This window comes from Bacillus sp. PK3-037 (assembly GCF_054161355.1).
In genome coordinates this window covers 2,307,884-2,332,593 of the sequence record NZ_CP096408.1, presented here as the reverse complement: position 1 = coordinate 2,332,593, position 24,710 = coordinate 2,307,884, and the positions used below count along the sequence as shown (strand labels likewise).

The window sequence follows — 24,710 nt, the reverse complement described above, 5'->3', positions numbered from 1 at the left end:
AAGGGAACACTCTTCTCCCTTTCATTCCTTATTGATTATTATTCTCAATGAGTGTACAATGATAGGTTGCCAGTTGTGCAGAGCTTCAATAACCTTTATACTGGAGGGTGGAAGTTTGGTTTGAAAGGAGAAATATCATATGAATGAAAAGCAAAAATTAGAGAGCGGACAAGTGAATCCATCGGACAAAAAATCCGAGAAGGATTACAGCAAGTACTTTGAAGCTGTCTACATTCCGCCTTCTTTAAAAGATGCGAAAAAACGCGGCAAAGAAGCCGTTACTTATCATAATGACTTTAAAATTTCTGAAGAATTCAAAGGCATGGGTGAAGGAAGAAAATTCTACATCCGGACGTACGGCTGCCAAATGAACGAACATGATACAGAAGTAATGGCAGGGATCTTTATGGCTCTTGGCTATGAAGCGACAAACTCTGTTGACGATGCCAATGTCATTCTGTTAAATACATGTGCAATCCGTGAAAATGCGGAAAACAAGGTATTCGGTGAGCTTGGACACTTAAAAGCACTCAAAAAAAATAACCCGGATCTTATCTTAGGCGTTTGCGGCTGTATGTCACAAGAGGAATCAGTCGTTAACAGGATTTTGAAAAAACATCCGTTTGTCGATATGATTTTCGGTACGCATAATATCCATCGTCTGCCGGAGCTTTTGTCTGAAGCATACCTTTCAAAAGAAATGGTCATAGAAGTTTGGTCCAAGGAAGGCGATGTCATTGAAAACCTTCCGAAAGTCCGCAACGGAAAAATTAAGGGCTGGGTCAACATCATGTACGGCTGTGACAAGTTCTGTACGTATTGCATCGTCCCGTATACACGCGGAAAAGAAAGAAGCCGCCGTCCGGAAGAGATCATTCAGGAAGTAAGAAGACTTGCAAGCGAAGGCTATAAGGAAATTACACTTTTAGGCCAAAACGTAAACGCGTACGGAAAAGACTTTGAAGATATGAACTACGGCCTTGGTGATTTGATGGATGAGCTGCGCAAAATCGATATCCCGAGAATCCGTTTCACAACGAGTCATCCGCGTGACTTTGATGATCACCTCATTGAAGTGCTTGCAAAAGGCGGCAATCTGCTCGATCATATTCATCTGCCGGTCCAATCAGGAAGCTCAGAGGTCTTGAAACTGATGGCACGCAAATATGACAGAGAGCGTTACATGGAGCTCGTCAGAAAAATTAAAGCGGCTATGCCAAACGCTTCTTTAACAACTGACATTATCGTCGGCTTCCCTAACGAAACGGACGAGCAGTTTGAAGAAACGCTGTCATTATACCGTGAAGTGGAATTTGACAGCGCCTATACGTTCATTTACTCTCCGCGTGAAGGCACACCTGCAGCAAAAATGAAAGATAACGTTCCGATGAGAGTGAAAAAAGAACGCCTGCAGCGTCTGAACGCATTGGTTAATGAAATTTCTGCTAAAAAAATGAAGGAATATGAAGGCAAAGTTGTCGAAGTATTAGTTGAGGGCGAAAGCAAAAACAACCCTGAGGTTCTTGCCGGCTACACTGAAAAAAGCAAGCTTGTGAATTTCAAAGGACCAAAGGAAGCGATCGGCAAAATCGTTCGCGTGAAAATCCAGCAAGCGAAAACGTGGTCGCTTGACGGAGAAATGGCAGGAGAAGCAATCGAGGTGAAATAAGATGACGCTCTACTCTAAAAAAGACATTGTGCAGCAAGCACGAAACCTTGCAAAAATGATCTCTGAAACAGAAGAGGTTGATTTTTTCAAACGGGCTGAAGCGCAAATTAATGAGAACGCAAAAGTGTCTGTAATCATTAATCAGATTAAAGCCCTGCAAAAACAAGCTGTTAATCTGAAGCATTACCAAAAACTCGAAGCGCTCAAACAAGTAGAAGAAAAAATTGATGCGCTGCAAGAGGAGCTCGAAGACATTCCTGTCATCCAGGAATTCAGAGATTCTCAGGTTGAGGTGAATGACCTTCTGCAGCTCGTGGCGACCACCATTTCCAATCAGGTCACAAATGAAATCATTACATCAACCGGAGGCGACCTTCTAAAAGGAGAAACCGGTTCGAAGATGAAACATTCAAATAACAGCTGTTCTCTTTAAACACGGTGCCTTTTCAGGCCCGTGTTTTTTTATGTTAAACTATTAACAGAACTAAACAAACTATGTACTAAATATTCAATCCGTTTTGCCGCCTTTAGCCAAATAAACTTTATCGCACTTATGAGTAAAGTTTCTAGGCACCCCTGCATACAATGGAACAGAAACTTTGTATTTTTATATTTTATTTATAAAAATGCACACTAGACGAATGCCCAGCATAAGATAACACGAAGAAGAACAAGGAGGCATGCCGGAATGTCTGAATACAGGGAAATTATCACGAAGGCGGTAGTAGCGAAAGGCAGAAAATTTACACAGTGCACCAATACCATCTCCCCTGAGAAAAAACCGAGCAGCATTTTGGGCGGTTGGATTATCAATCACAAGTATGACGCAGAAAAAATCGGAAAAACCGTAGAAATTGAAGGGTATTATGATATAAACGTATGGTACTCTTACGCAGACAATACAAAAACAGAGGTTGTCACAGAACGAGTGAAGTACGTCGATGTGATTAAACTCAGATACAGAGATAACAATTACTTAGACGATGAGCATGAAGTGATTGCAAAAGTGCTTCAGCAGCCAAACTGCCTTGAAGTCACCATATCTCCAAATGGCAATAAAATTGTTGTGCAAGCGGAGAGGGAATTTTTGGCGGAAGTGGTAGGGGAAACAAAGGTTGTTGTAGAAGTGAATTCTGATTGGGAAGAGGATGACGAAGAGGATTGGGAAGACGAACTTGATGAAGAGCTGGAGGACATCAATCCTGAATTTTTAGTTGGAGATCCTGAAGAATAAAAAAGAGACTAGGGGAGTCGGTACCCCAAGTCTCTTTTTTATATAGACATATCATTCTTTTAACACTTTCTGTTTATGTTATAATGAAGGCTGGCAAATAGAAACGTTGATACATAGTGAGGGATTAAACAATGGCTACTTATACGCCTATGATACAGCAATATTTAAAAATAAAGGCAGAGCACCAGGATGCCTTTTTATTTTTTCGTCTCGGTGATTTTTACGAAATGTTTTTTGAGGACGCTAAAAAAGCGTCACAAGAGCTGGAAATTACGTTAACAAGCAGAGAAGGAGGCGCCGCTGAAAAAATACCGATGTGTGGTGTTCCTTATCATTCTGCTTCGGCATATATCGAACAGCTTATTAAAAAAGGATACAAGGTAGCCATATGCGAACAAACGGAGGATCCGAAGGCTGCAAAGGGCGTCGTCAAACGTGAAGTCGTTCAGCTGATTACGCCTGGAACTGTAATGGACGGAAAAGGCATCCATGAATCAGAAAACAACTTTATTGCATCAGTTTCGGCCTGCTCAAACGGATACGGGCTGGCGCTGTCCGATTTAACAACGGGTGAAAATTTGGCTGTTTTAATTGAACGGCTGGAAGACGTCATATCAGAAATTTATTCAGTCGGCGCGCGGGAAATTGTCGTAGCGGGAAGCCTTGATGAAAAGACGGTTGCTCAGCTGAAGGAGCGGTGCGGCGCTACCATTTCAATTGAAGATGGGGAAACGGATGAGCACGTTCAGATTATTGAGCATTTGCAGAATCCGGACGTAACGAAAACGTTTCTCCGTTTATATACGTATCTGAAAAGAACTCAGAAACGGAGCTTAGATCACCTTCAGCCTGTACAAGTGTATGAGCTTGAAGAAGCCATGAAAATCGACCTATACTCGAAGCGGAATTTGGAGCTGACTGAAACGATCCGTTCAAAAAATAAAAAAGGCTCCCTGTTATGGCTGCTTGATGAAACAAAGACTGCGATGGGAGGGCGGCTGCTGAAACAGTGGATTGACCGTCCGCTTATCAGAGTGAATCAAATTCAAGAGCGTCAAGAAATGGTGGAAACATTAATGTCCCATTTCTTTGAACGGGAAGATCTGCGTGAGCGTTTAAAGGAAGTCTATGATTTAGAACGCCTTGCAGGCCGTGTCGCATTCGGAAATGTCAATGCACGGGATCTCATTCAGCTGAAGGAATCATTAAAGCAAGTGCCTGGCATTAAACAGCTTGTTGCTTCACTGGCTCATAAGAAAGCGAAGGAACGTGCGGAGCGGATTGACCCGTGCGGTGATGTTCTAGAATTACTGGAAGGAGCCCTGTACGAAAACCCTCCGATATCAGTAAAAGAAGGAAACCTGATCAAAGACGGGTACAATCAAAAACTCGATGAATACCGCGATGCTAGCAGAAACGGGAAAGATTGGATTGCCCGTCTGGAACAGCAGGAACGTGAATATACAGGCATTCGGTCATTAAAAGTCGGCTTCAATAAAGTATTTGGCTATTATATTGAAGTGACAAAGGCGAATTTGCACCTTCTTGAAGAAGGGCGTTATGAGCGGAAACAGACGCTAACGAATGCAGAACGCTATATTACACCTGAATTAAAAGAAAAAGAAGCACTCATTTTGGAAGCGGAAAATAACATCTGCGAGCTGGAATACGAGCTGTTCACCGAACTGCGTGAGAAAGTGAAATTGTATATTCCGCGTTTGCAGCAGCTCGCCAAACAGATGAGTGAGCTCGATGCGCTGCAATGCTTTGCGACAATCAGTGAAAATCGTCATTACACGAAACCTGAGTTTTCTAAAGATGAAGTTGAGGTCATAGAGGGCAGACACCCGGTTGTTGAAAAAGTAATGGACAGCCAGGAATACGTGCCTAACAACTGTGTGATGGGCGACAACAGACAGATGCTGCTCATTACCGGTCCGAACATGTCGGGGAAAAGCACATACATGAGACAAATCGCGCTCATCTCCATTATGGCGCAAATTGGCTGCTTTGTGCCCGCGAAAAAAGCTATGCTTCCGATTTTCGATCAAATTTTCACCCGAATCGGCGCGGCGGATGATTTGATTTCGGGACAAAGTACATTTATGGTGGAAATGCTTGAAGCCAAAAATGCGATTGTAAATGCAACCAAAAACAGCCTCATTTTGTTTGATGAAATCGGGCGGGGAACGTCCACATATGATGGCATGGCCCTTGCACAAGCGATTATTGAATATGTTCATGACCATATTGGCGCCAAGACGCTGTTTAGTACGCACTATCATGAGCTGACGGTTCTTGAAGAAAAGCTTCCGCAGCTGAAAAACGTCCATGTTCGTGCTGAGGAATATAATGGAACGGTTGTCTTTCTTCATCAAATTAAAGAAGGGGCCGCTGACAAAAGCTACGGTATCCATGTTGCCCAGCTGGCTGAGCTGCCGGAAGATTTAATTTCGCGCGCTCAAGACATTCTAAAAGAACTTGAGCATTCTGGGAACAAACCGGAAGTGCCAGTACAGAAACCTGAGGTAAAAGAAGAGCCGGCACAGTTGTCCTTCTTTGACGAATCGGATAAACCGGCTGCATCACCAAAGCTTTCTAAAAAAGAAAAGCAAGTACTTGATATCTTTAAATCTCTGAATATACTTGATATGACACCGCTGGAAGCGATGAATGAAATGTACAAGCTGCAAAAGAAATTACATTAAAACGGGGTGATGAATGTGGCAAAAGTCATCCAGCTGTCAGATGAACTTTCAAATAAAATTGCGGCGGGCGAGGTTGTGGAACGGCCCGCCTCAGTCGTGAAGGAATTGGTGGAAAATGCCATCGACGCTGACAGCACAGTCATTGAAATCGACATTGAGGAAGCGGGTCTTGCATCCATTCGTGTTCTGGATAATGGAGAAGGAATGGAAAATGAAGATTGCAAGCGTGCCTTCCGCCGCCACGCAACAAGTAAAATAAAAGATGAGAATGATTTATTCAGAGTGAGAACACTTGGCTTCAGGGGAGAGGCACTGCCGAGTATTGCGTCAGTCTCCCATCTGGAGATTACGACAAGCACGGGAGAAGGAGCGGGAACGAAGCTCATGCTTCAAGGCGGAAACATCATTTCTGAATCGCGTTCCTCAAGCAGGAAGGGAACCGAAATTGTCGTTTCCAATCTGTTTTTTAATACACCGGCCCGCTTGAAATATATGAAAACCGTTCATACAGAGCTTGGGAATATTACGGATGTGGTCAACCGGATTGCACTGGCACATCCGGAGGTATCGATCCGCCTTCGCCATCACGGAAAAAATCTTCTCCAAACGAACGGAAATGGAGACGTGCGCCATGTCCTTGCCGCGATTTACGGTACGGCTGTCGCTAAAAAAATGCTGCCGCTTCATGTCAGCTCACTGGATTTTGAAGTGAAGGGATATATCGCTCTGCCAGAGATTACACGGGCATCGAGAAATTACATGTCGTCTGTCATCAATGGCCGTTATATTAAAAATTTCCCGCTCGTTAAGGCGGTGCACGAAGGATATCACACACTTTTGCCAATCGGACGCCATCCGATCACATTTATAGAAATCACCATGGACCCGATTTTAGTCGATGTCAACGTGCACCCTTCGAAGCTTGAGGTACGGCTCAGCAAGGAAACAGAGCTGCACGACTTAATTCGTGACGGCATAAAAGATGTATTTAAACAGCAGCAGCTGATACCGAGCGCACAGCTTCCGAAAAAGTCAGCACCTGTGATCAAAAATGAGCAGCAGTTCATGACCTTTGATGAAAAACATGCTGAAAGAAAAGTGCCGGAAAAAGCGCCTATGCCTTCGTATTCACCAATGAAGCTCAGTTCAGTTGTCAAAGAACAAGTTGAGATAGAAGACGAATTGCCTTCAGAGCAGCTTGAAACTCATTCTGTGGCTGAAACAAAACAAGATATTGCGGAGCCTGCTTCAGAGGAATTGCCTGAAGCATTCGAACAGGAGCCCGCTCAGGAACTTCAGCAGACATCATCTGAACGTGTGCCGATCATGTACCCGATTGGCCAGATGCATGGGACCTATATATTGGCGCAAAACGAAAACGGCTTATATATTATCGACCAGCATGCCGCCCAAGAGCGTATTAAATACGAATATTTTCGTGAAAAGGTCGGGGAGGTTGAGCCTGAGGTGCAGGACATGATTGTGCCGCTCACGTTCCATTATTCCACGAACGAGGCACTCATTATTGAACAGCATCAACAAGAGCTCGAAAGTGTAGGTGTCTTTTTAGAGTCTTTCGGCTCGAACAGTTACATCGTTCGCTGCCACCCGGCTTGGTTTCCAAAAGGAGAAGAAGCCGAGCTGATAGAAGAAATCATTCAGCAGGTGCTCGATTCGAAAAACATTGATATCAAAAAACTGCGCGAAGAAGCGGCGATTATGATGAGCTGCAAAGGTTCAATCAAAGCAAACCGCCACCTCAGAAACGACGAGATCAAAGCGCTTCTGGACGATCTCCGAAGCACATCAGACCCATTTACATGCCCGCACGGCCGTCCGATTATGATTCATCATTCCACGTATGAGATGGAAAAGATGTTTAAACGTGTGATGTAGCGGGGGGTGGCGAAGGGGAATATATCATTTTCTATATTTTGGTCATACATTTCAAGCATTGAGATATTCTTCGGAATCGCTCAATGCTTTTTTTATTGTGTTTTTTCAGTAATATGAATTTAAACATTTGAAGTCATCTTGACTTTAGAAAATAAAAACTTACGTCAGCATAGGGAAAGTCATTACATGGATTATAACGAAAGAGGAGCGTTTGGAGTATATAAAAAAACATCCAATCATTCCAACAGAAGAACCACAGACAAAGCTGCAAGTTTTCCCGATGAACGATTGGATGTGATGACAGTCATTAGTAGACGTCACCCGTATGGAAAATAAAAACTCGACATTTCTATTATACCATACGGGGGCGTTTACAGTGAACTGTCCAAAACATATAGAAAACCTGGAACAGGTACTTAATCAAATTGAAAATGACAAAAATTACGTCATTGTGATTGACGGAAACAATAAATCATTCAAGTTAACGGAAATGCCAGAGCACTGGAAAACCATCGTGCAAACGTCAAAAGGCAATCTTTCCAGAATTGATTTTGAGATCGGATATAAAATGTGACGCAGAGGGGCCGGTCCTCTCTGCAATATGGGAGGAACGGACATGGATAAATTGCAGGAAATTATAAGTGACTTGTCATTGTGGCAATTAGCTTCTGAGGAGGAGCTGCAGCCATGTGATATAAACGCAGGGCCTTGCTACATCATCGAAAAGAGATATGTCAAAGAAATTATGATCGGCTTCATGAAAAAGCAGCAGGCAATCATCGAGGAAAACAAGCGCCAGCAGGAGATAATGGTCCATCAATTCCGGCGGCTCAGGAAGAGATTCAGCGGCTAAAAGGAGAATTAAAGCAAGCTCACGAGAAATGCGAAATGAAAGAGTATCTGATTTTAACCACTAGACATAGCGATATGACTTTCGGCGGCAGTGTTCATTTGTTTTGGGGAATCAACAGTAGCGGATATACAGCGATTCTACAGCGTGCGGGGCTTTATACAAAAGAAGAGGCCTTTAAAATCGGTAAGCATTCCGAGGGTCAGGACATACCGGTTCATTTCTCACAATTTGGATTTGACCGTGCTTTCTTTGAAACAAAAGAACGTTTTGTACAAATGCTGTTCTGTATTCAATATCTGAGGAGTCTAAAAAGATCATTGCTGACTGGAAAAAGGATGGTGCTGCTGAATGATTCCTTTACAAGTAGAGCTTCAGCGGGCAGTCAAAGCTACGAAGGACGAAGCGATGACCATTTACGAGGCGGCCGAACACTTAAAGGTTAATGTCGAGGAAGTGCCTATGATCGTTGCTCAGGCTGACGATCTGAAAATGGTTGGTAAGGACGCAATTATTGCAAAAAGAGACAAGACAAATGGCTGGCTGATTGGGGTGATTGCAGTGGTTTTATTCCTTACGATTGCCGTTCTACCGGGAGTGATTGGGAGTAACTAGGCTAGGGGAAGAGGAGGCTCATAGCCTCCTCATAGTTAACTTGAATAGTAGGCGGTATAAGATCCATCAGGATAAAAAGTAACATTGTCTAAATAATATGTTGTTCCGTTTATAGTGATTGTTGGACCTGGCTCTGGATCAGAAGGTAATCCACGAACAACTAGGGTTCCTAATGCAGATACTTCCTTTGTTGTACTTTCTTCAGAATGAGTATTAGTAGGGCTTGCAGCAAAGGCAGGAGCAGCGGAAACGAGTAAAGCAAGGGACAATGCAGAACCAGTTATAACTTTTTTCAATTTCATTTTAAACACTCCTTTTGTTTTAGTACAACTGTATTATTACATGAAATGAAAAAATATCCAAGGGGATTTTTGTTAGTAATTTGTGAACTTAGTTTAAATATATAAATCCGCCCAGATGCCAGCTGCCCGAAATGCGGCTTCAGCATGGGCGTTGAGGAGGAAATAGCGTGAATGAAATCGATTATAACAATTGGAAAGCGATGATCAAAAAGCTGAACGAGGGTCAGCCGAGTGTCTTGGATCTGGTTAACGACCGAATTGAGTCTTATGAAAAGGAAAAGGAGGGCGAAAACAAATGAACACAGCATACAGAGTTTGGGACGGCGAGCAGATGCATTATTGGGATGATGAAGGGCTAAGTTTAGAAATTATAGGAACTCAGTGGATTTTATGGCGTAATGACAGACATGGTTTCAAGAATTGCATTACAGGAAGTCATGAAAAAGGATCGGTACTCATGTGGGGAACAGGGTTGAAGGATAAGAACAGAAAGGTGATTTATGACAAGGATTCAATTTTAGATCATGGAACTGATACAAGATCAATTATTAGGTATGACAATGAACAAGCTGGATTTTATCTTGATTTAGGAATCGGCGGCGCTTTTATTGTGGGCGATCTTGAAGTCATCGGCGATGTTTATCAAAATCCTGAGTTATTGGAGGGCGCAGAGTGATGCTTAAATTGACAACTGAGCAGTACAATGCATTCTGTACATTGTTAGGAATAGGAAATAAAGATGTGATTATTTCTGAAATCATTCATTTTCACGGAATATGGGGAGACACTGGCAATATGGAATATTCCCCTTTAAACATATTCCTCGCTATTCATTAATTGAAGCGGTAGTGAAAGAGAATTTTCAAAAGTTGAAAACACCATTAGAAGAAGTTGAAAGGCTGATAAGTGTATATGGGAGAAGAGCAGATGGAATCTCGCATAAGGAAAATCCGTTGCACGATGCATTCAATGATTTTGTCGTTGAATTGAATGATCTGAAAGAGATCATTTTGAATCAGGAGGGCGCGGAATGAACGAAACAGTACCGTGTATCCAATGCGGAAAGACGACGGATGCAGACATGACTATGTGCTGTGACTGTTACGAGTGCGGTTGTAAAGGGCTGCCTATTCATCCGCCTTTATGCGAAGAGCTCGAGAAGGAATTTTTTAAGGGGGGCGCGGAGTGAAAAAGTATTCGGTTCTATGAGGATGAACGCCATTTTTATGAGGAGAGTTACGATAACGAAAAACAAAACGCGGAAGAAGCGAGAGAAGAAGAGTTTTAAAATGTGCGTATTGTTAAAAGTGAGGGGAAAGATCAGGAAATGACAAAACGATGATTGTGGTTACAGTTTGAAACTCTTTTGTGATTAATTTCCTATTTTTACCTTTCGGTGTGACCCTTATGCGGGTTAGGCATATAACTGTAATTGTCAATAAAAGGAATCGGAAGGAAATGATGAAATTGAAAAAAGACAATCAGGAACTAATGTATCAAAGTCAAAATGGATCTGGAATCAGTGGGTATTATCCAGCTTTTTATCCAGCCTACCCATCTTATACAAATTATCATCCGCCTGTTAATGTAAACCACTCACATCATAATTTTGTCCCTGATCAGGGCATGAAGTGGCCAAAATATTTTATTGTGAAGCCGGTATTTGAAGAAGCAGAGGTATTTGAAGAAGCAGAAGAGTTTATTGGATACGGAAGATTACTAAGTATAGATGCCTCTAGAAACTCGGAAAATCCTGAAATAATTGACTTTAAGATATATTCAAGGCTTGGAACTTTTTATAGAGGGAGTATCCATCAGGATGAACCGAGACAAGATTTGACAAACCTTACTGTAGAGATAGTTTATAGAGGAGTCAGAGTAAGGGCTAAACTGAATGGTTGGATTGAAAATACCAACAGTGAACTATGTTTACGTGGACAGGTAAAATTTAAATTCCTTGGTCAAAATATAAAAATAGATCTAGGGAGAGATTGTGATAGTTACTAGATAATTATAAGTCCAAGACGGAAAGCCTGCGGACACTGAACTTACAGCATTAAAGCTGTTTGTTTGGTGTCCGTTTTTTATTTGAAAGGAGGGATGGCATGAAGAAGAGGAAGAAAAAGCCCAATAAAAACGCACAGGAGCGTTCTGCGGTTTTAGCGGCAAATGATGGGTGCAAGATAGGCAAACGCTGAAAAGAGGCAAAGGCGGGGCATTAAGACGCAAATAAACGGGAGGGTAAAACTATGAATCAATTAACATTAAATATTCCTCAGATTGACGAAGAAGCGACTAAATTAAAAGCAGAGAAGCTGCTTGATCAATACCGGTTATATCTCTTACAGGTGCCAGATGATTTTTTGCCAAAGGTTACACCAACTTATAGCATTGTTCCGCCGAGCATTACGAATGAATTTCATTCATCGACGGAAGATGCAGCATTAAAGCGTCTTGATTGGGAGATTCAGCGTGACAAATTCTTAAAAAGGATTCAAAGGGCTGTTAACCGGCTTTCTCAAAGAGAACGGCAGATCATCGTCATGCTCTATATGCAGCCGGAAGAAATGTATGATTATGAAGTGTATGCAGAAATGGACTTGAGCCAGAGCAGCTATTATCGTGTGAAGGCAAAGGCTCTATATCGGTTGGCATTCGCTTTGAGAGAAGAAGTATATAAGGATGGGGGAACTACTGAATGAATTTTGTTCAGCCTATACGTGATCCGGAATGTATCTTCTACATCAAGAGATTTTTAAAAGAACAAAACATGAGGAAATATATGGTATTCGTGACCGGTATCAATTCAGGGCTCCGGATATCAGATATTCTGCAGCTGAGAGTGAGAGACGCTAAACGGCCATACTTCAATCTCATAGAGAAGAAAACGAAAAAGAAAAAGAGGATTGACATGACGCCAGCTCTTCAAAGAGAGTTTAAAGCCTATGTCGAAGGGAAAGAGGATCATGAGTTTCTCTTTAAAAGCCGTGAAGGGATTAACAAGCCAATATCCCGGTCGATGGCATACAAGATTCTCAGGGCTGCAGCTGAGTATGTTGGTTTAGACGATATTGGAACCCATACATTGAGGAAAACATTCGGCTATCATTTTTACAAACAAACAAAGGATGTCGCCATGCTGCAGGAGATATTTAATCACTCGGACCAACGGACAACCCTTCGGTATATTGGAATCAATCAAGACGCCATGAACAACGCTATGAAGAAATTCAAAATATAACCCGGCTCATCCAAAACAACAAGGATGGGCCTTTTTCTTTGCATTTTTCGTCAATTCCTCAAAAATAACAGGTGTGTAATTCATTTTAGGGATATTGGTTAAAAACAGAGAGGACAAGGGGTTGGCTCAGTTCGACGAGTTGCACAGTATATAAGTTATGTGTAATAGATGTGATAAAATAACAATGTACTATAAGGAGGAGAGATTAATGGTTAAAATGAGAAAAATTATCTATTTCGATGAAGCCTCAGCGTTAGACTGCCTTGACCAAATTTCTAATGGAAGATCTGAAGAATTGGTTCAATCGATGCTGAATAAAGCGAAAGGATTTTCGACTGATGGGTCCCTTAGTATAGGAGGTGCATTCTTAGATTTATTTAAAATGGGAGCAAAAGCAAACTTGAAAGGAAATTATGAGAGAAGTGGGTCCAATATAATAACAAAAACAATTACAAATACTTTATTAACTGATTTTATAAAAGAATTGGATAAAAAGGATTCAGGTTTTAATTTTTCAAAAATAACTAACTATAAATTAACTATTCCAAATAACTCCATGACATTCTTGAAAACATTGGCTCCATTCATTAAGTTATATACTAACAATGACAGTAGCGAAGGAGAAGTAGATGAAAACTTGACAGAAAACAACATAGATGTATCTCAGTTTGATGAGATTTTAACAACTGCAAAAGGGTACTATGAAGTGCTAGCCACTAAAGGCGACGGGAAAAAAGTACTCAGATTTAATCTTGAAGGGTTAAGGAATAATTATAAGTTATCCGATCTTCAGAAGATGAATCTTACTGTCTATGGTATACCTGTTGGAAAGTGCTCCATTGAGAGTCTAGATATTGATAATGAAATTCAAAGTAGTACGACAGATGGAGAAGGAAATATAGGAGTAACAGCTGAGGAACTATTAAACCAAAATAATGGAGAAGAAGAAAACCAAATAGAAGTAATTGATGTTATTCTGGCAGGAGTTGAATAAATAATGGAAGCAAAGATTGTTATTTATTTTGGTCCCACAAGAGAATTCATTAAAGGTATAGAGGAAACAAATTTAATTCAATTAAGAACGCTAGTAAACTGGATTGATAAAGGGATTGATAAAGAAGAAAAAAATATTTTTGATAATAAAAAAGATTTAGTTTGTTTTTCGGAAGGATATGCTGCAATTACCGAAGGTTTTTTAGGAGAACTACCAATTATACTCAAACAATTAGTATATAATGGGTATTTACAGCATTGTTATATTCAGAATCCTCCTAACTTTTTTCTAACAGGTTTAAAACGTGTCTTTAATGAAGATGAAATAGAAATTAAACAGCATGAATTTGAACATGTTAAGAAATCTCAAATTACGGATTTGTTTATTAATTATAAAGATAAAATTTTGGGACAAGATGAAGCAATTAAAAATGCTATTTCAACAATTTATCCTTTAACTTCTAAAAAGCATGAAAGCCCAATTGTCATAATGTTTTATGGACCAGCAGGGGTTGGTAAAACAGAGACCGGAAATTTTTTGAGTGAACGTTTATTTGCTGGGAAATTATTCAGAAAACAACTATCGATGATACAGGCTGGCGAGTCAGTTCAATACTTTTTAGGAGATAGTATAAATAAAAATTCTTTTGGGAGAGACTTACTAGAACGAGAATCAAACGTTATCCTATTAGATGAGTTTGATAAGTGTAATTCCATTATATATAGCGCTTTCTATCAAATGTTTGATGAGGGGGTTTATGTTGATAAAAATTATACTGTGAACTTAAAAAACACAATTATTATTTGTACATCCAACTTTGAGTCAAGACAACAAATGCTTAGTTACTTAGGGGAACCTATATACTCTAGGTTTAATGGGTTTATAAAATTTAATCCACTATCTACTGAAGTGAAATCTCAACTTATTTCTAGAATCTATGAACAGCAACTAAAACTATGGGACGAAGATGAAATTAAGATTATAGAGGAAAGCAACTTATTATATACCCTTAAAGAACAAGCATACAAGTTTTCTAACGTAAGAAACATTAGAAATGAAATGAAGACCCTTATGTCAAGAAAAATATGTGAGGATTTTTTTGAAGAGTTATAAAATTATTATTTGAGAAAAGGTGAAATCTTTTTTATAAGCATTTATTTTTGCTTTAGAAAATTGCATTTACATATTTAAGTGCTAATGTGGCAAGGATGGTGCAATAAATCGATAGAATCAGCATACATATTTGGCAGAAAAATGACACTTTAAAGGCACGCTATTTTGTATAAGGTGAGTTATTATGGTAATAGGCATGAAATCAGCAAAAACTTCGCTTTCCCAATCGGGAGGGCGTTTTTTGTTTTGGGAGGACTAACTTTGCCAGAGAATGATTTGTATAATATTCTTTATTCATATTCTTTAGGAGAAGCCTTGAGAGAAGTTTTATATAAAAGCTCGTGGTCTTACTCATGAAAAAACCATTAAAACCTTGCAATGAACCCGGCTGTCCTAACCTGACACGAGAGGGCTATTGCGAACAGCACAAGCGAACCAAGCCGGCCTATGATCAATACCGGGAGTCCGCTGCCAAACGAGGGTACAACAGCAAGTGGAGGCAGGCGCGTCTTGGCTACCTGTCAAAGCATCCGTTCTGTGTATCTTGCATGATGGAAGGTAGACGAGTGCCGGCAACAGTGGTAGATCATATCAAACCTCATAAAGGTAACATGAAACTTTTTTGGGACTCAAGCAACTGGCAACCACTATGTGCGCCATGCCATAGCAGGAAGACAGCGAAGGAGGATGGAGGATTTGGGAACAGAACATCAAACATGCATGTGTGATGAATGCGGAACAATGATCCTCGTCAAAGGATGCTCGAAGGTCAGGAAGCATGATGATGGAATCCGTGAGCATTATATCAAGTGTCCTCGGTGTCGGACTGAGTATACATCCTATTATACCAATGCTGACATAAGACGTATGCAACAGAAGGTAAAGAAACTGTTTGCTCTTCGTGCTACGATGAAAAAGGAAACAGCTTTCGATCTGTATACAAAGAAAATCAAAGAAGAACAAAAGAAATTAGAAGCCGCAATGCTGCAGTTGAAAGAGGAAATGAGCACCCCCCACCCTAAAATCTCTGAGGGTTGAACGCCGGAGACCGCGCTCCCCTCCCCATTTTGAAAAATTCCCTAAATGAAAATTCGGAAGGAGGTGAGGGAATGGCTAGACCGCGGCAACCAGTTGACTTGCTACTGGTGAAAGGGAAGAAACACCTGACACAGCAAGAGATTGAGGAGCGTCGAGCACAGGAAATAAAGGCACCAAACGACAAAGTGAAAGCTCCGTCATATTTACCAAAAGACTTAAAAAGAGAGTTTAAAAAGATAGCGGACGAGCTGAAAAACATCGGGATTATGACGAATTTAGATGTTGATGCGCTTGCCCGTTTTTTGTTTGCCCGGAAATTATATTTGCAAGTAACAGAGCAATTGCTTGAACGGGGTCCGATGAAAACAGTGATCGTTAGAAAATTTGACGATGAAGGGAATGTAATAGGAGAAGAAGAAAAACTTGTTCCCAATGATGACTATTCTGAACTATTGATAAACCAAGACAAGTTGTTTAAACAATGCCGGCAAGCTTCAAGTGATTTAGGGCTGACCATTTCCTCTCGCTGTAAACTCGTTATCCCGAAAAAAGATGATGGGAAACCGAAGTCAAAAGAGGAAGAACGGTTCGGGGGCCGCATGTAATGCAAGAAATTACTGCCGAAATTCTCATAGAACGGGTATGGTCATACGCTGAGAAAATCCGTTCCGGTGAAATCAAGGCAAGCAAAAAACACAGATGGGCAGTTGAACGCTTTTTTCGAGATGTTGAACGCCTCGCAGATGATGGCTGCCCTTATTATTTTGATGCTGAGGCTGTTGTCGATTTTTATGAATGGGCGCGGCAATTCAGACACGTCGAGGGGATTCTTGCAGGACAGCCGATTGAGCTTACAGACTTTCAGCTTTTTATAGCGGCTAATATCTACGGTTTTTATAAAAAAGAAAACGGTGCTCGGCGATTTCGAAAAGTTTATATCCAGTTGGCCCGGAAAAATGCGAAATCACAGTTTCTTGCTTTAGTGGCGTCATACGAGATTTTTCCAACGCAAGAAAAACACCGGGTATTTATCGCTGGCTGGTCCAGAGAACAATCCGATGAGGTTTATCAAGCCATACTCGAACAGCTGCATCATGCGCCCATACTGAAAGGGAAATACTCCTCAGCCAATGGGCGAGTGAAAAAATACAAGACAAACTCCATCATTCAGCCTTTATCTCGGGAAGCCCGGAAGTTAGGGGACGGGAAAAACCCATCTATTGGGATAGTGGACGAATATCATGCTCATGAAACAAGTGAAATTTATGATGTTCTTGATAGTGGTATGGTCGCCCGCCGCAGCCCGTTAATGGCTGTTATTACGACAGCCGGCTTTCATATGGAAAGGCCGTGTTTCAGGGAATATCAATATACAAGTAAAATACTTGATCCAGACATTGACACGGAGAATGATGATTATTTTGTTATGAATGAGGGGCTTTCCATCACGGAGAACCTAGCTCAGATTGGCGTTAAGGTTTCAGGATTTATCACGGACTCTTTGCACGTAATTGAAAACGAAAGCGAAACTTGAAGACTTATTGAAATAATAAAAGAAGCCCTTCTTAGAAGGGGACTGACCCCTGTTTTTGAGACAGGGATCAAAACACCTTTTATACAGCCAATTGCCGATAGCTTATCGGTGATTGGCTGTTTAGTTTCGTTTGAATGCGAATATTGTTATAATAATAAATGTATTCTTTGACAGTGCGTTCTACGATGGCGGTCGTGGTTCGATCAATGCTGTTAAGATAGAACGTTTCAGACTTTAGTGAGGAATGAAACGATTCGATGGAGGCATTATCAGCGGGCGTCCCTTTGCGGGACATGCTCATGGTAATGCCTTTTGTGTTAACAGCTTTTTGATACTCGTACACAGATCCTTGGTCACTATGTAACACGCAGTTCTGAGGCAGTGTTGGCAGCTGATCAAGTGTGTTTAAGACAAAGTCTGTGTCCTGCTTATCTCCAATCGTGAAAGCAATTACTTCTCCATTGTATACATCCAATATACTGGAAAGGTACAATTGTTTCTGTCCATAAGGCAAATATGTGATGTCCGTTACTAGTTTTTCAAGAGGATGATCAGACTGAAAGTTCCGATCTAATATATTATCAACCACGGCATATGGCTGCCCATTCTTCTTGCGCTTTTTCACCTTAACCCGGCACTGCCACTGATTTTTCTGCATGATACGCTGAACCGTTTTATGGTTAAAACGCATTTCCTTTTTTAATATAGCTGTAATTTTTCGATATCCATATCGATACTTGTGCTCTCGGCACAACGTGCCGATTTGTTTTTCCAAATGGCGCTTGGGATGATCTTTCATCAGGTTCTTCTTCCAACGATAATAAGACGCTCGTGAGATACCTAAATGAACACAGATATTCTGTACGGTCATTGTGCCGTGCAATACTTCTACAAGTTCGACTGACGTTTGGCTATCAACTTCCTTTCCAATTCGTTGTACTTTTTTAAAACTTCATTTTGTTGTCTCAGATAACGGTTCTCTGCCTGCAGTTTCTCTAATTCGGAAGAATACTCCGGACCTTTTCCGTAAGTGTATTGCTTACCAACAGGCTGTTCAAATCGATGTGTATCTCCAGCTTTATGCCATCTAACCCATTTCTGAACCTGCGTCTTATTCTTGATATTCAATTCCTGCATGATCTCTTTCATAGGCACGCCTGCCAATCTCATTTCTACAGCCTTCTGTTTGACTTCAATCGGATAACTCATTCTTGTTCCCATACAAAAAACACCTCCAAGTCTTATTTCGGATAACAACGATCCGTTTTCAAACTTGAAGGTGTTTTTTATTTGTCTCATCTTATGGGGTCAGTCCCGAAGAGAGGGGCTTCTTTTATAACTATATTGTTTTAAGGTGTTGTTTAATTTGTTCAGTAACTTGCTTAAGCCATTCCAATGGAGTTATATCATCTTCAGGAAAATATATACCATCAGCTGCTTCCTCAATAAAATCATTCTTATCTTCTTCAGAATAATCACTATTTACAAACTCAGTTAGTGCTATTAAATCTCTTTCTTTTAGTTTTTGTGATGCTTCATTTAAATATTTATGAAGGGCATTTTCCGGAGACTCTATATCTTGGTGGAAATGTCCACCGAGAAATCTAAATACAGGATCAGAAACTTTAATTTCAATCATTATATATCACCTCGTTGGGTAGCCTGTTAGTATAAAGCTACCATCTTCATTTTTCCTTAATACTATTCTAGCGTTAGTCATATCTTTAACTTCATTTGAACCTTTACGAACTCCTCTACCTATAACTTCGGTTCCTCTATAAGGCAACGGTAATGTATCGTCAATATCACTATTTAACCACTCTTCAATTTCCTTTTTATATTTAGTTAAAGTTTGATTAGCGACTCTTTCTGCAGTTGGCCTATCAGTGAAACTAGAAGAGGCACGTATCTTCTTATTTTTCTGTAGTCTCTGTAATAACTCTTCATCAGTCTTACCGATATGTCTATCAATTAGATGCCCGCCTTTTGCTTCATGAGCAGCTAATCCTCCGCCAGGTGCGAGAGGGGTACTATCACCTTGTTTGACATTACCTATACCCGTGTTGTTAGAAGTTTCAGATCTTCTGAGAAAACTCTCTTTTTTATCTTCCGCAATACTTTTTAGCAGTGGAGTATTTTTAACGTTAATGGTCTTCTCAGCATCTTGAAGGATTCCTTCTAATGCAGGAGTATACCGATTAACAGGAGATTTGACAAACTGTTTTACAGATTTTCCGCCTTTTTTAATTGTGCCACTAGTTGCTTTCCCAACTTTAGCAAGATCCTTCGATCCTGTTGAGACAGAGGACTTTCCACCTTTCAATAACAGAAGACTTCCGCCCAAATAAGTAACATAGTGCATCCGTGTATATGCATCCCCGTGAATCATTTTTTTGTCCCAATCATCCTTCAATGTGTCAACCATACTTTGAAAGGCAGCTTGATAGTCGTATTCCAGAACTGTATCCAACACTTTTTGAGGATCCTTGTTTAAGTTGTCAATTGTCCAACCGATATTCCATCCAAATTGAATGGCTCCTTCACCGGCATCCTTGGCAAGATCGTATACACCAACAATTGCACCTTTGGCGCCATCGCCTATGATTTGCAACACTTCTTTTCCGTTATCCATGAAAGCTTTACGCTGTTCAAGAAATGAAACAAATTCAAGCTGTTCATGGGTAAGGTTTTTATAGCCGACCTTCTTGGCAATTTCTAAGTATTCATCCGGATCCGTGACTCCGTCAGCTAGCTTCTTCTTTAAATCTATGATTTCTCGTTTTTTCGCTTCATCTTTCTTGATCTTCAAATAAGCTTCAGTCTGTTTCTCGATATCGCCTTTTTTCTTATGTATATCACTTTCTCGATAAGCTTTGGCATTGTAATGGATGGGTGTGGCATTCTTTCCTTTGCCTGTGGATTCCTCAAGCTTTTGGAAGTCCTTCTTGATGAATTGCTCGTTTGGCTCTGACTGGGCATATTCAGTAACAAGTGCTTCGTCCAAGTTGCCTAGTTTATCGACTGTTTTTTTGCGTTTGTCCTCCGCATCGGCGAGTTCGTCTTTGAAGTCTTCTGTCGAGAACAAATCAAGCGGAAGGATATCGTCAATATCATGTAAGATATCTTTCATGGCTTTCTTTTGTTCTGACATAATAGATTTTGATTTTGTGTAGGCGTTAGCCAGCTCATGTTCTAAAAAGGATTCTTCTATGTATGCATCAGCTAAGCTGGCGTCCTCTAAAGCGCCTGAAATGCTTGTCAAGAAAGCAATTTTCATATCAAGTAAGTCAATCCAATTGTCAGCTACACCTGCGTGATCTTGGTAAAATGCTTTAATGTTGTCGGCACCTTTGCCGGAAAACTCACTGTCATCTAAATCAGCTACAGCTTTAAAAGCCTTTTTTAGATTGACCATCTGACTTCTTAATTCCTTGTATTCCTTTGCGCGTCTATCTGCTTCTGAAAGCAGTGATTTGGCTTCAAATACTTTCATGATCATATCCTTTCATTTAAAAAGCTTCAACTAGATTTTACCATGGGGTAATGAAGAAAAAGACACGATGTGATTCAAAAGTGCGAAATGAATCATTTGATCTGTGTCAATTTTCCTATCTGACTTATTTGTTTAGGAACTGATGACGCAGTGAAACGCTTCTAACTAATGAATGGATTAAAGGCTGACGGTATTTACGGGCCAGCTACAAAAGCAAAACTGGAAGCGCTATTGAAATGAAAAAGAAAACCCCTTCCTTATAGGAGGGGATTTTTTAACTATTGCTTTTCGATTTTCGAGCGTAAGAGGAATCTTCCTGCCAAGTCAACCAAAATATAAACGACAAAGAAAATGATAATCCAGCTGATAAAATCAGCCCATATGTTGTTCAAGTTTAACATACCAGCCTTATCTAATCCTGATTGAATTAGCATTGACACCAATGTCGCAATAAAGACATATACAAACCATGCTTTCAATATTGATCACTCCTAGATGTTATCCGATAAATTTACATACATACTTTGTAACGTCGTTATAATCCTCATATCTTTTACAAAACTCATATCCACCCATATCTAAAAGTTTTTTACCTAACCAAGCTAAGCCAGCACCAGCAAGAACTTTCACAGCCCACCAAATAATAGGAGCAATTGTTGGATTATTTTTCATTTCTTTTATGGCGCTTACTTGTTGATCATATGTTTCTTTAGCTTGATCAGGTGACAACGATTCTAAATAATTTTTCATTTGGACAGCATCAGCCAATTTGATTCCGGATGCAATAGCTTTTTCAACATCAAAACTGTACTTACTTGTCTCTTTGTCAAATGTAGACGCTTCATAAAAAGCTAATGCCAACTGTTCAGCTGCTTTTTTGTCTTGATAATCATTATTTGCTTGTGCAGCTTGAGCTTGGGGAGTGCCAAAGATTGTTGCAAAACCTAAAGCTAAAACCAACGCCAAAACAATCGCAAACTTACTCTTGAAACTACCGATTACCTTGTTCATTTTGGTTCTCCTTCCCTTTAATATTTAAGCAATTAGAGTCTAACATAACATACATAATTTTCTATATTTACAACAAATTCGGTAATAAGGTATCATGAACATAATGGAAAAGGATATCTTTAGTTGTGTTCTTATGAACTTAAAATTGACATATTGACTAAGAGAAAATCGCTTCGATATATAAAAAGCCCTACTCTTGAGCAGGACTTTAGATAATCCATATTTTCTTTTCTTTATCCCGTGAAAGAACGCCTTTGCGGATCAGGCTTTTTGTGGCCTCTCGTATTTCTTGTTCGCTTTTCCCGGTCTTTCTTTTTAGTTCTGGTAAAGTCGGATTCTTTCTATATAAATGCATGTTCACAATGATTTGATATAAATTTCTTTCGAAATCGCTCATTCACAACCCTGATAAAACGAATGGACAAAATCATAATCAAATGATTTTGCCCATATTTTATGAATAATCATGATAATTCACTACAATTATCGTAAATGTTGGGACTAAGAAAACACTGAAATACCAAGGTTTTCGCTAGGGTTGAGTGTTTATATCGGAATATAAAATAACACCACGTATGAGATGGAAAAGATGTTTGAACGTGTGATGTAGCGGGTTTGGCGAAGGGAATATACCCTTTGCTTATGTTGAAGGCAAGCCAATAGCTGATTATGTAGGTATAGACGAAATTGAAACCCATCCGTTGAGGAAACATTTGCTATCACTTTTACAAACTGAGATATTTAACCACTCGGACCAGCGTACAACGCTCGTTATATCGGAATCAGTTAAGACGCAATGAAGAAATTCAAAATATAACCCGGCTCATCCCATAACAACAAGGATGGGCCTTTTTCTTTGCATTCTTCGTCAATTTTTCAAAAGTAACAGGTATGTAATTCATTTTAGGGATATGGCTTTAAACAGAGACGATAAGGAATTGAAACAGTATGACGAGTTGCACAGTATAAAACGTATGGGGAGCTGAGGAAATAGAGTTAAACAAGAGAAAGGGGTAAGAAATTGGAAATTGATAAAAGAACTGCTGTTGAAATAGGTGTCAAAGAAGCTGCTGAAGAATTACGTAAATTAATGGATTTAAATTAATTGTACAAGCACTTTGCTTTTGTGAAAGTGCTTTAAACTGCGTCCGGTAAATCTCAGGATAGACAATTGGCGGTACGGTGGCAGCTTAGAAAGAATAAATATGTGATTAAAAGGGAATCGTTCGACAAATTTTGCGAACTGTTTCATTTCTAGTCCTCTTGTCTGATAATAAATCTAGAGGTGAAAGTTTATGAAATTTGAAGTTGTTTTTTGGTTTGATAATGAAAATGTAAGAACAGCTAAAGTAATTGCAGAATCTGAGAAAGCACTTATAAAAGAATTGCAAGAATGTGAACATTGGTATGAGTTTGAAGATGGTAAGCGTATAGCAAATGTTAATATGCGACTTGTCACTCAATTTGATGTGAAAAGAAAATAAAAAGCATCCCTCTGGGTGCTTTTTTATTTTGGTAGTTGCGCGATGCAGGTGCAGATGTGAACGGAGGAAAGGAACGTATGGGGGAGGGAGTAACTTTTGTTTATTAAAAAGTAGTTTGAAACAATCATGTAAGGTATACTCTTCTTATAATGGAGGGAGTTACATGAAATACATAATAATTACTTTGATATCTATTGGATTACTTGATGGCTGTTCAACCAGCAATGAAACGAAAAACAATGACACTGCGAAACAGAATGAAATAAACAAGGAATCAAACACAGATGGGTTGTCTATAGATGATGCTGGTGTTACTCAAAAAGACGAGTCTACAGACACAGCACGTACAGAAGTTAACGAAACAGTAAAGGAAATTGCTACTCAAGCGTCATACGAAGAATTAAATGTAAACGATCCACCAGTTGATAAAGTTGTGAAGATAACTGGCACAGTCGAGAGTGTAACGGATGAAGATTCGTTTATAATTTCTCAGAAAGAAGACGGTGAAAAGTGTTTGTATTTAGTGATGAACATGAGTTACTTAACATTAACTAAGGGTGATAAGGTTTCAGCTTACGGACCTGTGCAAGAAGGTGAAGAGACACCGGTGATTACAGGCGTTCTAGTAGAAAGAGAGTAAGACATCCGATTGGGTGTCTTTTTATATTGGCAAAGGAGAGATTATGAATAGGATACAAAATATTCGAAGGAGAATTAAAAATGACTAAACAATTCATCAAAAAGATATCATATGTATCTTCACTCGCGAATGAGGACAGAGAGTGAGGGGGCTATGAGAATATGAACCGCCTTTGATTGCCCGATCCTGCCTCACCCGTAGCCGGGGCTATGATGCACACTAGACACAGCAACAAAAAGAAATGAAACAATAACAAGTTTTTAGACATATTTTGATTTTTGTTTTGCATTCCAGGTTTCATTCCTCATTCCTCAAATTGTTTTACACTTTCTCGTTGACCAGATAGGAAAGTGAGGCGACGAACATGTCACTATAGCATAAAACCGCTTGAAACAACCACAAGCGGTTTTTTTATCGATTTATGTTTTAGGCTGATCATCAAATGCTAGTTCAGTGAACGCCATAAATGCTGATATGACAAAGAGTAATGCGCCCGGGATATAAATAGAATCCATAAAGTAATCTACTAAACAAATTGTGATGAAATTAGCGACGAAATAAAAAACAAATGTGAAAAGTGCTGTTTTTCTGATAGAAAGTGAATGGATCATGATCAAAGAAACGGCTTTTGTTAGAGGGTCTATAACCAGTCCGGCAGCAAAGCATCCCAATATAAAAAACAATAAGGTTTGATTAGAATCGTATGTGATGCCGAGAATGGCAAATAGCCCTTTCATGCCGAAGAAATAACCGCCGAAGATCACAGCAGCTGCAATTGTGATAAGGAGGCCAATGGATACAATCACAATTATTTTTGAGCTTGGTTTTAAGTCTTTAAATGGCGTGTCGTGTTCTTTCTGGCTCACGTATTACACTCCTTACATGTTA

The 24,710-nt window shown here is 39.9% G+C and carries 32 protein-coding genes and 3 pseudogenes; 27 read left to right on the top strand and 8 right to left on the bottom strand.

Annotated features, from left to right (window positions below; translation table 11 throughout):
* The first annotated feature begins 139 nt into the window (after window positions 1–139).
* The 9 genes from miaB (at window position 140) to M1D69_RS11860 (ending at window position 8,972) form a co-directional block, all read left to right on the top strand.
* On the top strand, window positions 140–1,669 hold the full coding sequence (gene miaB, locus M1D69_RS11900) for a tRNA (N6-isopentenyl adenosine(37)-C2)-methylthiotransferase MiaB (RefSeq protein ID WP_024121459.1): 1,530 nt from the start codon (window positions 140–142) through the stop codon (window positions 1,667–1,669).
* A gap of 1 nt (window position 1,670) precedes the next feature.
* Window positions 1,671–2,102 carry a RicAFT regulatory complex protein RicA family protein gene (locus M1D69_RS11895; protein WP_024121460.1) on the top strand — a complete coding sequence of 144 codons (432 nt, stop codon included), beginning with the start codon at window positions 1,671–1,673 and terminating at the stop codon, window positions 2,100–2,102.
* A gap of 255 nt (window positions 2,103–2,357) precedes the next feature.
* Complete coding sequence (gene cotE, locus M1D69_RS11890; protein WP_024121461.1) at window positions 2,358–2,903, top strand: outer spore coat protein CotE; 546 nt, start codon at window positions 2,358–2,360, stop codon at window positions 2,901–2,903.
* 131 nt (window positions 2,904–3,034) lie between these two features.
* Window positions 3,035–5,611: a DNA mismatch repair protein MutS gene (gene mutS, locus M1D69_RS11885; protein ID WP_458105975.1), complete on the top strand. Its 2,577-nt coding sequence runs from the start codon at window positions 3,035–3,037 to the stop codon at window positions 5,609–5,611.
* Between the two features lie 15 nt (window positions 5,612–5,626).
* Window positions 5,627–7,507 (top strand): DNA mismatch repair endonuclease MutL, encoded by a 1,881-nt coding sequence (gene mutL / locus M1D69_RS11880; RefSeq protein ID WP_458105976.1) that lies wholly within the window; start codon window positions 5,627–5,629, stop codon window positions 7,505–7,507.
* Between the two features lie 186 nt (window positions 7,508–7,693).
* Window positions 7,694–7,843, top strand: coding sequence for a hypothetical protein (locus M1D69_RS11875; protein ID WP_458105977.1), 150 nt, complete (start codon window positions 7,694–7,696; stop codon window positions 7,841–7,843).
* Window positions 7,844–7,883: 40 nt separating this feature from the next.
* A complete protein-coding gene (locus tag M1D69_RS11870) occupies window positions 7,884–8,081 on the top strand; it encodes an XtrA/YqaO family protein (RefSeq protein ID WP_458105978.1) in 198 nt (65 codons plus the stop codon).
* A gap of 42 nt (window positions 8,082–8,123) precedes the next feature.
* Window positions 8,124–8,360, top strand: a complete 237-nt coding sequence (locus M1D69_RS11865) for a hypothetical protein (RefSeq protein ID WP_458105979.1) — start codon at window positions 8,124–8,126, stop codon at window positions 8,358–8,360.
* Between the two features lie 348 nt (window positions 8,361–8,708).
* A complete protein-coding gene (locus tag M1D69_RS11860) occupies window positions 8,709–8,972 on the top strand; it encodes a hypothetical protein (RefSeq protein WP_106020751.1) in 264 nt (87 codons plus the stop codon).
* A 35-nt stretch (window positions 8,973–9,007) separates the two neighbouring features.
* On the opposite strand, the gene M1D69_RS11855 is transcribed toward M1D69_RS11860, so the two are convergent.
* Window positions 9,008–9,274 (bottom strand): transcriptional regulator, encoded by a 267-nt coding sequence (locus M1D69_RS11855; protein ID WP_458105980.1) that lies wholly within the window; start codon window positions 9,272–9,274, stop codon window positions 9,008–9,010.
* Window positions 9,275–9,441: 167 nt separating this feature from the next.
* Here M1D69_RS11855 and M1D69_RS11850 point away from each other — a divergent pair, with 167 nt between their 5' ends.
* The 15 genes and pseudogenes from M1D69_RS11850 to M1D69_RS11780 all read left to right on the top strand — a co-directional run bounded on the left by M1D69_RS11850 (window position 9,442) and on the right by M1D69_RS11780 (window position 17,194).
* Window positions 9,442–9,573: a hypothetical protein gene (locus M1D69_RS11850; protein ID WP_458105981.1), complete on the top strand. Its 132-nt coding sequence runs from the start codon at window positions 9,442–9,444 to the stop codon at window positions 9,571–9,573.
* Complete coding sequence (locus M1D69_RS11845; protein WP_458105982.1) at window positions 9,570–9,950, top strand: YopX family protein; 381 nt, start codon at window positions 9,570–9,572, stop codon at window positions 9,948–9,950. Before M1D69_RS11850 ends, M1D69_RS11845 begins: the two co-directional genes overlap by 4 nt.
* A complete protein-coding gene (locus M1D69_RS11840) occupies window positions 9,947–10,111 on the top strand; it encodes a hypothetical protein (protein WP_458105983.1) in 165 nt (54 codons plus the stop codon). The genes M1D69_RS11845 and M1D69_RS11840 overlap by 4 nt, the downstream gene beginning before the upstream one ends.
* A 32-nt stretch (window positions 10,112–10,143) precedes the next feature.
* Entirely contained in the window at window positions 10,144–10,308 is a 165-nt protein-coding gene (locus M1D69_RS11835) for a hypothetical protein (RefSeq protein ID WP_458105984.1), read from the top strand.
* A gap of 424 nt (window positions 10,309–10,732) precedes the next feature.
* Window positions 10,733–11,281 carry a hypothetical protein gene (locus M1D69_RS11830; RefSeq protein ID WP_458105985.1) on the top strand — a complete coding sequence of 183 codons (549 nt, stop codon included), beginning with the start codon at window positions 10,733–10,735 and terminating at the stop codon, window positions 11,279–11,281.
* A gap of 98 nt (window positions 11,282–11,379) precedes the next feature.
* Window positions 11,380–11,507 (top strand): annotated as a pseudogene (locus M1D69_RS11825) (hypothetical protein).
* A 16-nt stretch (window positions 11,508–11,523) separates the two neighbouring features.
* Window positions 11,524–11,976, top strand: coding sequence for an ArpU family phage packaging/lysis transcriptional regulator (locus M1D69_RS11820; RefSeq protein WP_458105986.1), 453 nt, complete (start codon window positions 11,524–11,526; stop codon window positions 11,974–11,976).
* Window positions 11,973–12,515 carry a tyrosine-type recombinase/integrase gene (locus M1D69_RS11815; protein WP_458105987.1) on the top strand — a complete coding sequence of 181 codons (543 nt, stop codon included), beginning with the start codon at window positions 11,973–11,975 and terminating at the stop codon, window positions 12,513–12,515. Before M1D69_RS11820 ends, M1D69_RS11815 begins: the two co-directional genes overlap by 4 nt.
* Window positions 12,516–12,723: 208 nt before the next feature.
* On the top strand, window positions 12,724–13,509 hold the full coding sequence (locus M1D69_RS11810; RefSeq protein ID WP_458105988.1) for a DUF6414 family protein: 786 nt from the start codon (window positions 12,724–12,726) through the stop codon (window positions 13,507–13,509).
* A gap of 3 nt (window positions 13,510–13,512) precedes the next feature.
* A complete protein-coding gene (locus M1D69_RS11805; RefSeq protein WP_458105989.1) occupies window positions 13,513–14,622 on the top strand; it encodes an AAA family ATPase in 1,110 nt (369 codons plus the stop codon).
* Window positions 14,623–14,975: 353 nt separating this feature from the next.
* Window positions 14,976–15,350 carry an HNH endonuclease signature motif containing protein gene (locus M1D69_RS11800; protein WP_458105990.1) on the top strand — a complete coding sequence of 125 codons (375 nt, stop codon included), beginning with the start codon at window positions 14,976–14,978 and terminating at the stop codon, window positions 15,348–15,350.
* Complete coding sequence (locus M1D69_RS11795) at window positions 15,319–15,660, top strand: transglycosylase (RefSeq protein WP_458110413.1); 342 nt, start codon at window positions 15,319–15,321, stop codon at window positions 15,658–15,660. Before M1D69_RS11800 ends, M1D69_RS11795 begins: the two co-directional genes overlap by 32 nt.
* Before the next feature lie 71 nt (window positions 15,661–15,731).
* Entirely contained in the window at window positions 15,732–16,265 is a 534-nt protein-coding gene (locus tag M1D69_RS11790) for a phage terminase small subunit P27 family (protein WP_024571571.1), read from the top strand.
* Window positions 16,265–17,089: pseudogene (locus M1D69_RS11785) on the top strand (terminase large subunit domain-containing protein); the annotation flags it as partial. The gene M1D69_RS11790 and the pseudogene M1D69_RS11785, both read left to right, overlap by 1 nt.
* Window positions 17,087–17,194, top strand: a complete 108-nt coding sequence (locus tag M1D69_RS11780; protein WP_458106157.1) for a phage holin family protein — start codon at window positions 17,087–17,089, stop codon at window positions 17,192–17,194. The pseudogene M1D69_RS11785 and the gene M1D69_RS11780, both read left to right, overlap by 3 nt.
* A gap of 79 nt (window positions 17,195–17,273) precedes the next feature.
* Here the strand turns inward: M1D69_RS11780 and M1D69_RS11775 are convergent.
* From M1D69_RS11775 to M1D69_RS11765, 3 genes are all read right to left on the bottom strand, one after another.
* Window positions 17,274–18,415 (bottom strand): IS3 family transposase gene (locus M1D69_RS11775; protein WP_458105992.1). Its coding sequence is split into 2 segments (ribosomal slippage): window positions 17,274–18,142 and window positions 18,142–18,415, totalling 1,143 coding nucleotides; the frame shifts between segments, so codons are not numbered across the junction.
* A gap of 118 nt (window positions 18,416–18,533) precedes the next feature.
* Window positions 18,534–18,833, bottom strand: coding sequence for a contact-dependent growth inhibition system immunity protein (locus M1D69_RS11770; RefSeq protein ID WP_458105993.1), 300 nt, complete (start codon window positions 18,831–18,833; stop codon window positions 18,534–18,536).
* Window positions 18,834–18,839: 6 nt separating this feature from the next.
* Window positions 18,840–20,687 (bottom strand): T7SS effector LXG polymorphic toxin, encoded by a 1,848-nt coding sequence (locus M1D69_RS11765; protein WP_458105994.1) that lies wholly within the window; start codon window positions 20,685–20,687, stop codon window positions 18,840–18,842.
* Window positions 20,688–20,825: 138 nt separating this feature from the next.
* Between M1D69_RS11765 and M1D69_RS11760 the strand changes: the two are divergent.
* Window positions 20,826–20,927 (top strand): annotated as a pseudogene (locus M1D69_RS11760) (peptidoglycan-binding domain-containing protein); the annotation flags it as partial.
* 38 nt (window positions 20,928–20,965) lie between these two features.
* Here M1D69_RS11760 and M1D69_RS11755 read toward each other — a convergent pair.
* From M1D69_RS11755 to M1D69_RS11745, 3 genes are all read right to left on the bottom strand, one after another.
* Window positions 20,966–21,166 carry a hypothetical protein gene (locus M1D69_RS11755; RefSeq protein ID WP_339237236.1) on the bottom strand — a complete coding sequence of 67 codons (201 nt, stop codon included), beginning with the start codon at window positions 21,164–21,166 and terminating at the stop codon, window positions 20,966–20,968.
* Between the two features lie 19 nt (window positions 21,167–21,185).
* Window positions 21,186–21,698 carry a hypothetical protein gene (locus M1D69_RS11750; protein ID WP_458105995.1) on the bottom strand — a complete coding sequence of 171 codons (513 nt, stop codon included), beginning with the start codon at window positions 21,696–21,698 and terminating at the stop codon, window positions 21,186–21,188.
* 208 nt (window positions 21,699–21,906) lie between these two features.
* The gene (locus tag M1D69_RS11745; protein WP_458105996.1) at window positions 21,907–22,095 is read right to left on the bottom strand and encodes a hypothetical protein; all 189 of its coding nucleotides are present in this window, start codon (window positions 22,093–22,095) and stop codon (window positions 21,907–21,909) included.
* A gap of 898 nt (window positions 22,096–22,993) precedes the next feature.
* On the opposite strand from M1D69_RS11745, the gene M1D69_RS11740 reads away from it, so the two are divergent.
* Together M1D69_RS11740 and M1D69_RS11735 are read left to right on the top strand one after the other, a co-directional pair.
* The gene (locus M1D69_RS11740; RefSeq protein WP_458105997.1) at window positions 22,994–23,182 is read left to right on the top strand and encodes a hypothetical protein; all 189 of its coding nucleotides are present in this window, start codon (window positions 22,994–22,996) and stop codon (window positions 23,180–23,182) included.
* Between the two features lie 163 nt (window positions 23,183–23,345).
* Window positions 23,346–23,822, top strand: coding sequence for a hypothetical protein (locus M1D69_RS11735; protein WP_458105998.1), 477 nt, complete (start codon window positions 23,346–23,348; stop codon window positions 23,820–23,822).
* A 419-nt stretch (window positions 23,823–24,241) separates the two neighbouring features.
* Here the strand turns inward: M1D69_RS11735 and M1D69_RS11730 are convergent, their stop codons facing one another.
* The gene (locus tag M1D69_RS11730; RefSeq protein ID WP_458105999.1) at window positions 24,242–24,688 is read right to left on the bottom strand and encodes a YrvL family regulatory protein; all 447 of its coding nucleotides are present in this window, start codon (window positions 24,686–24,688) and stop codon (window positions 24,242–24,244) included.
* Window positions 24,689–24,710 lie beyond the last annotated feature (22 nt).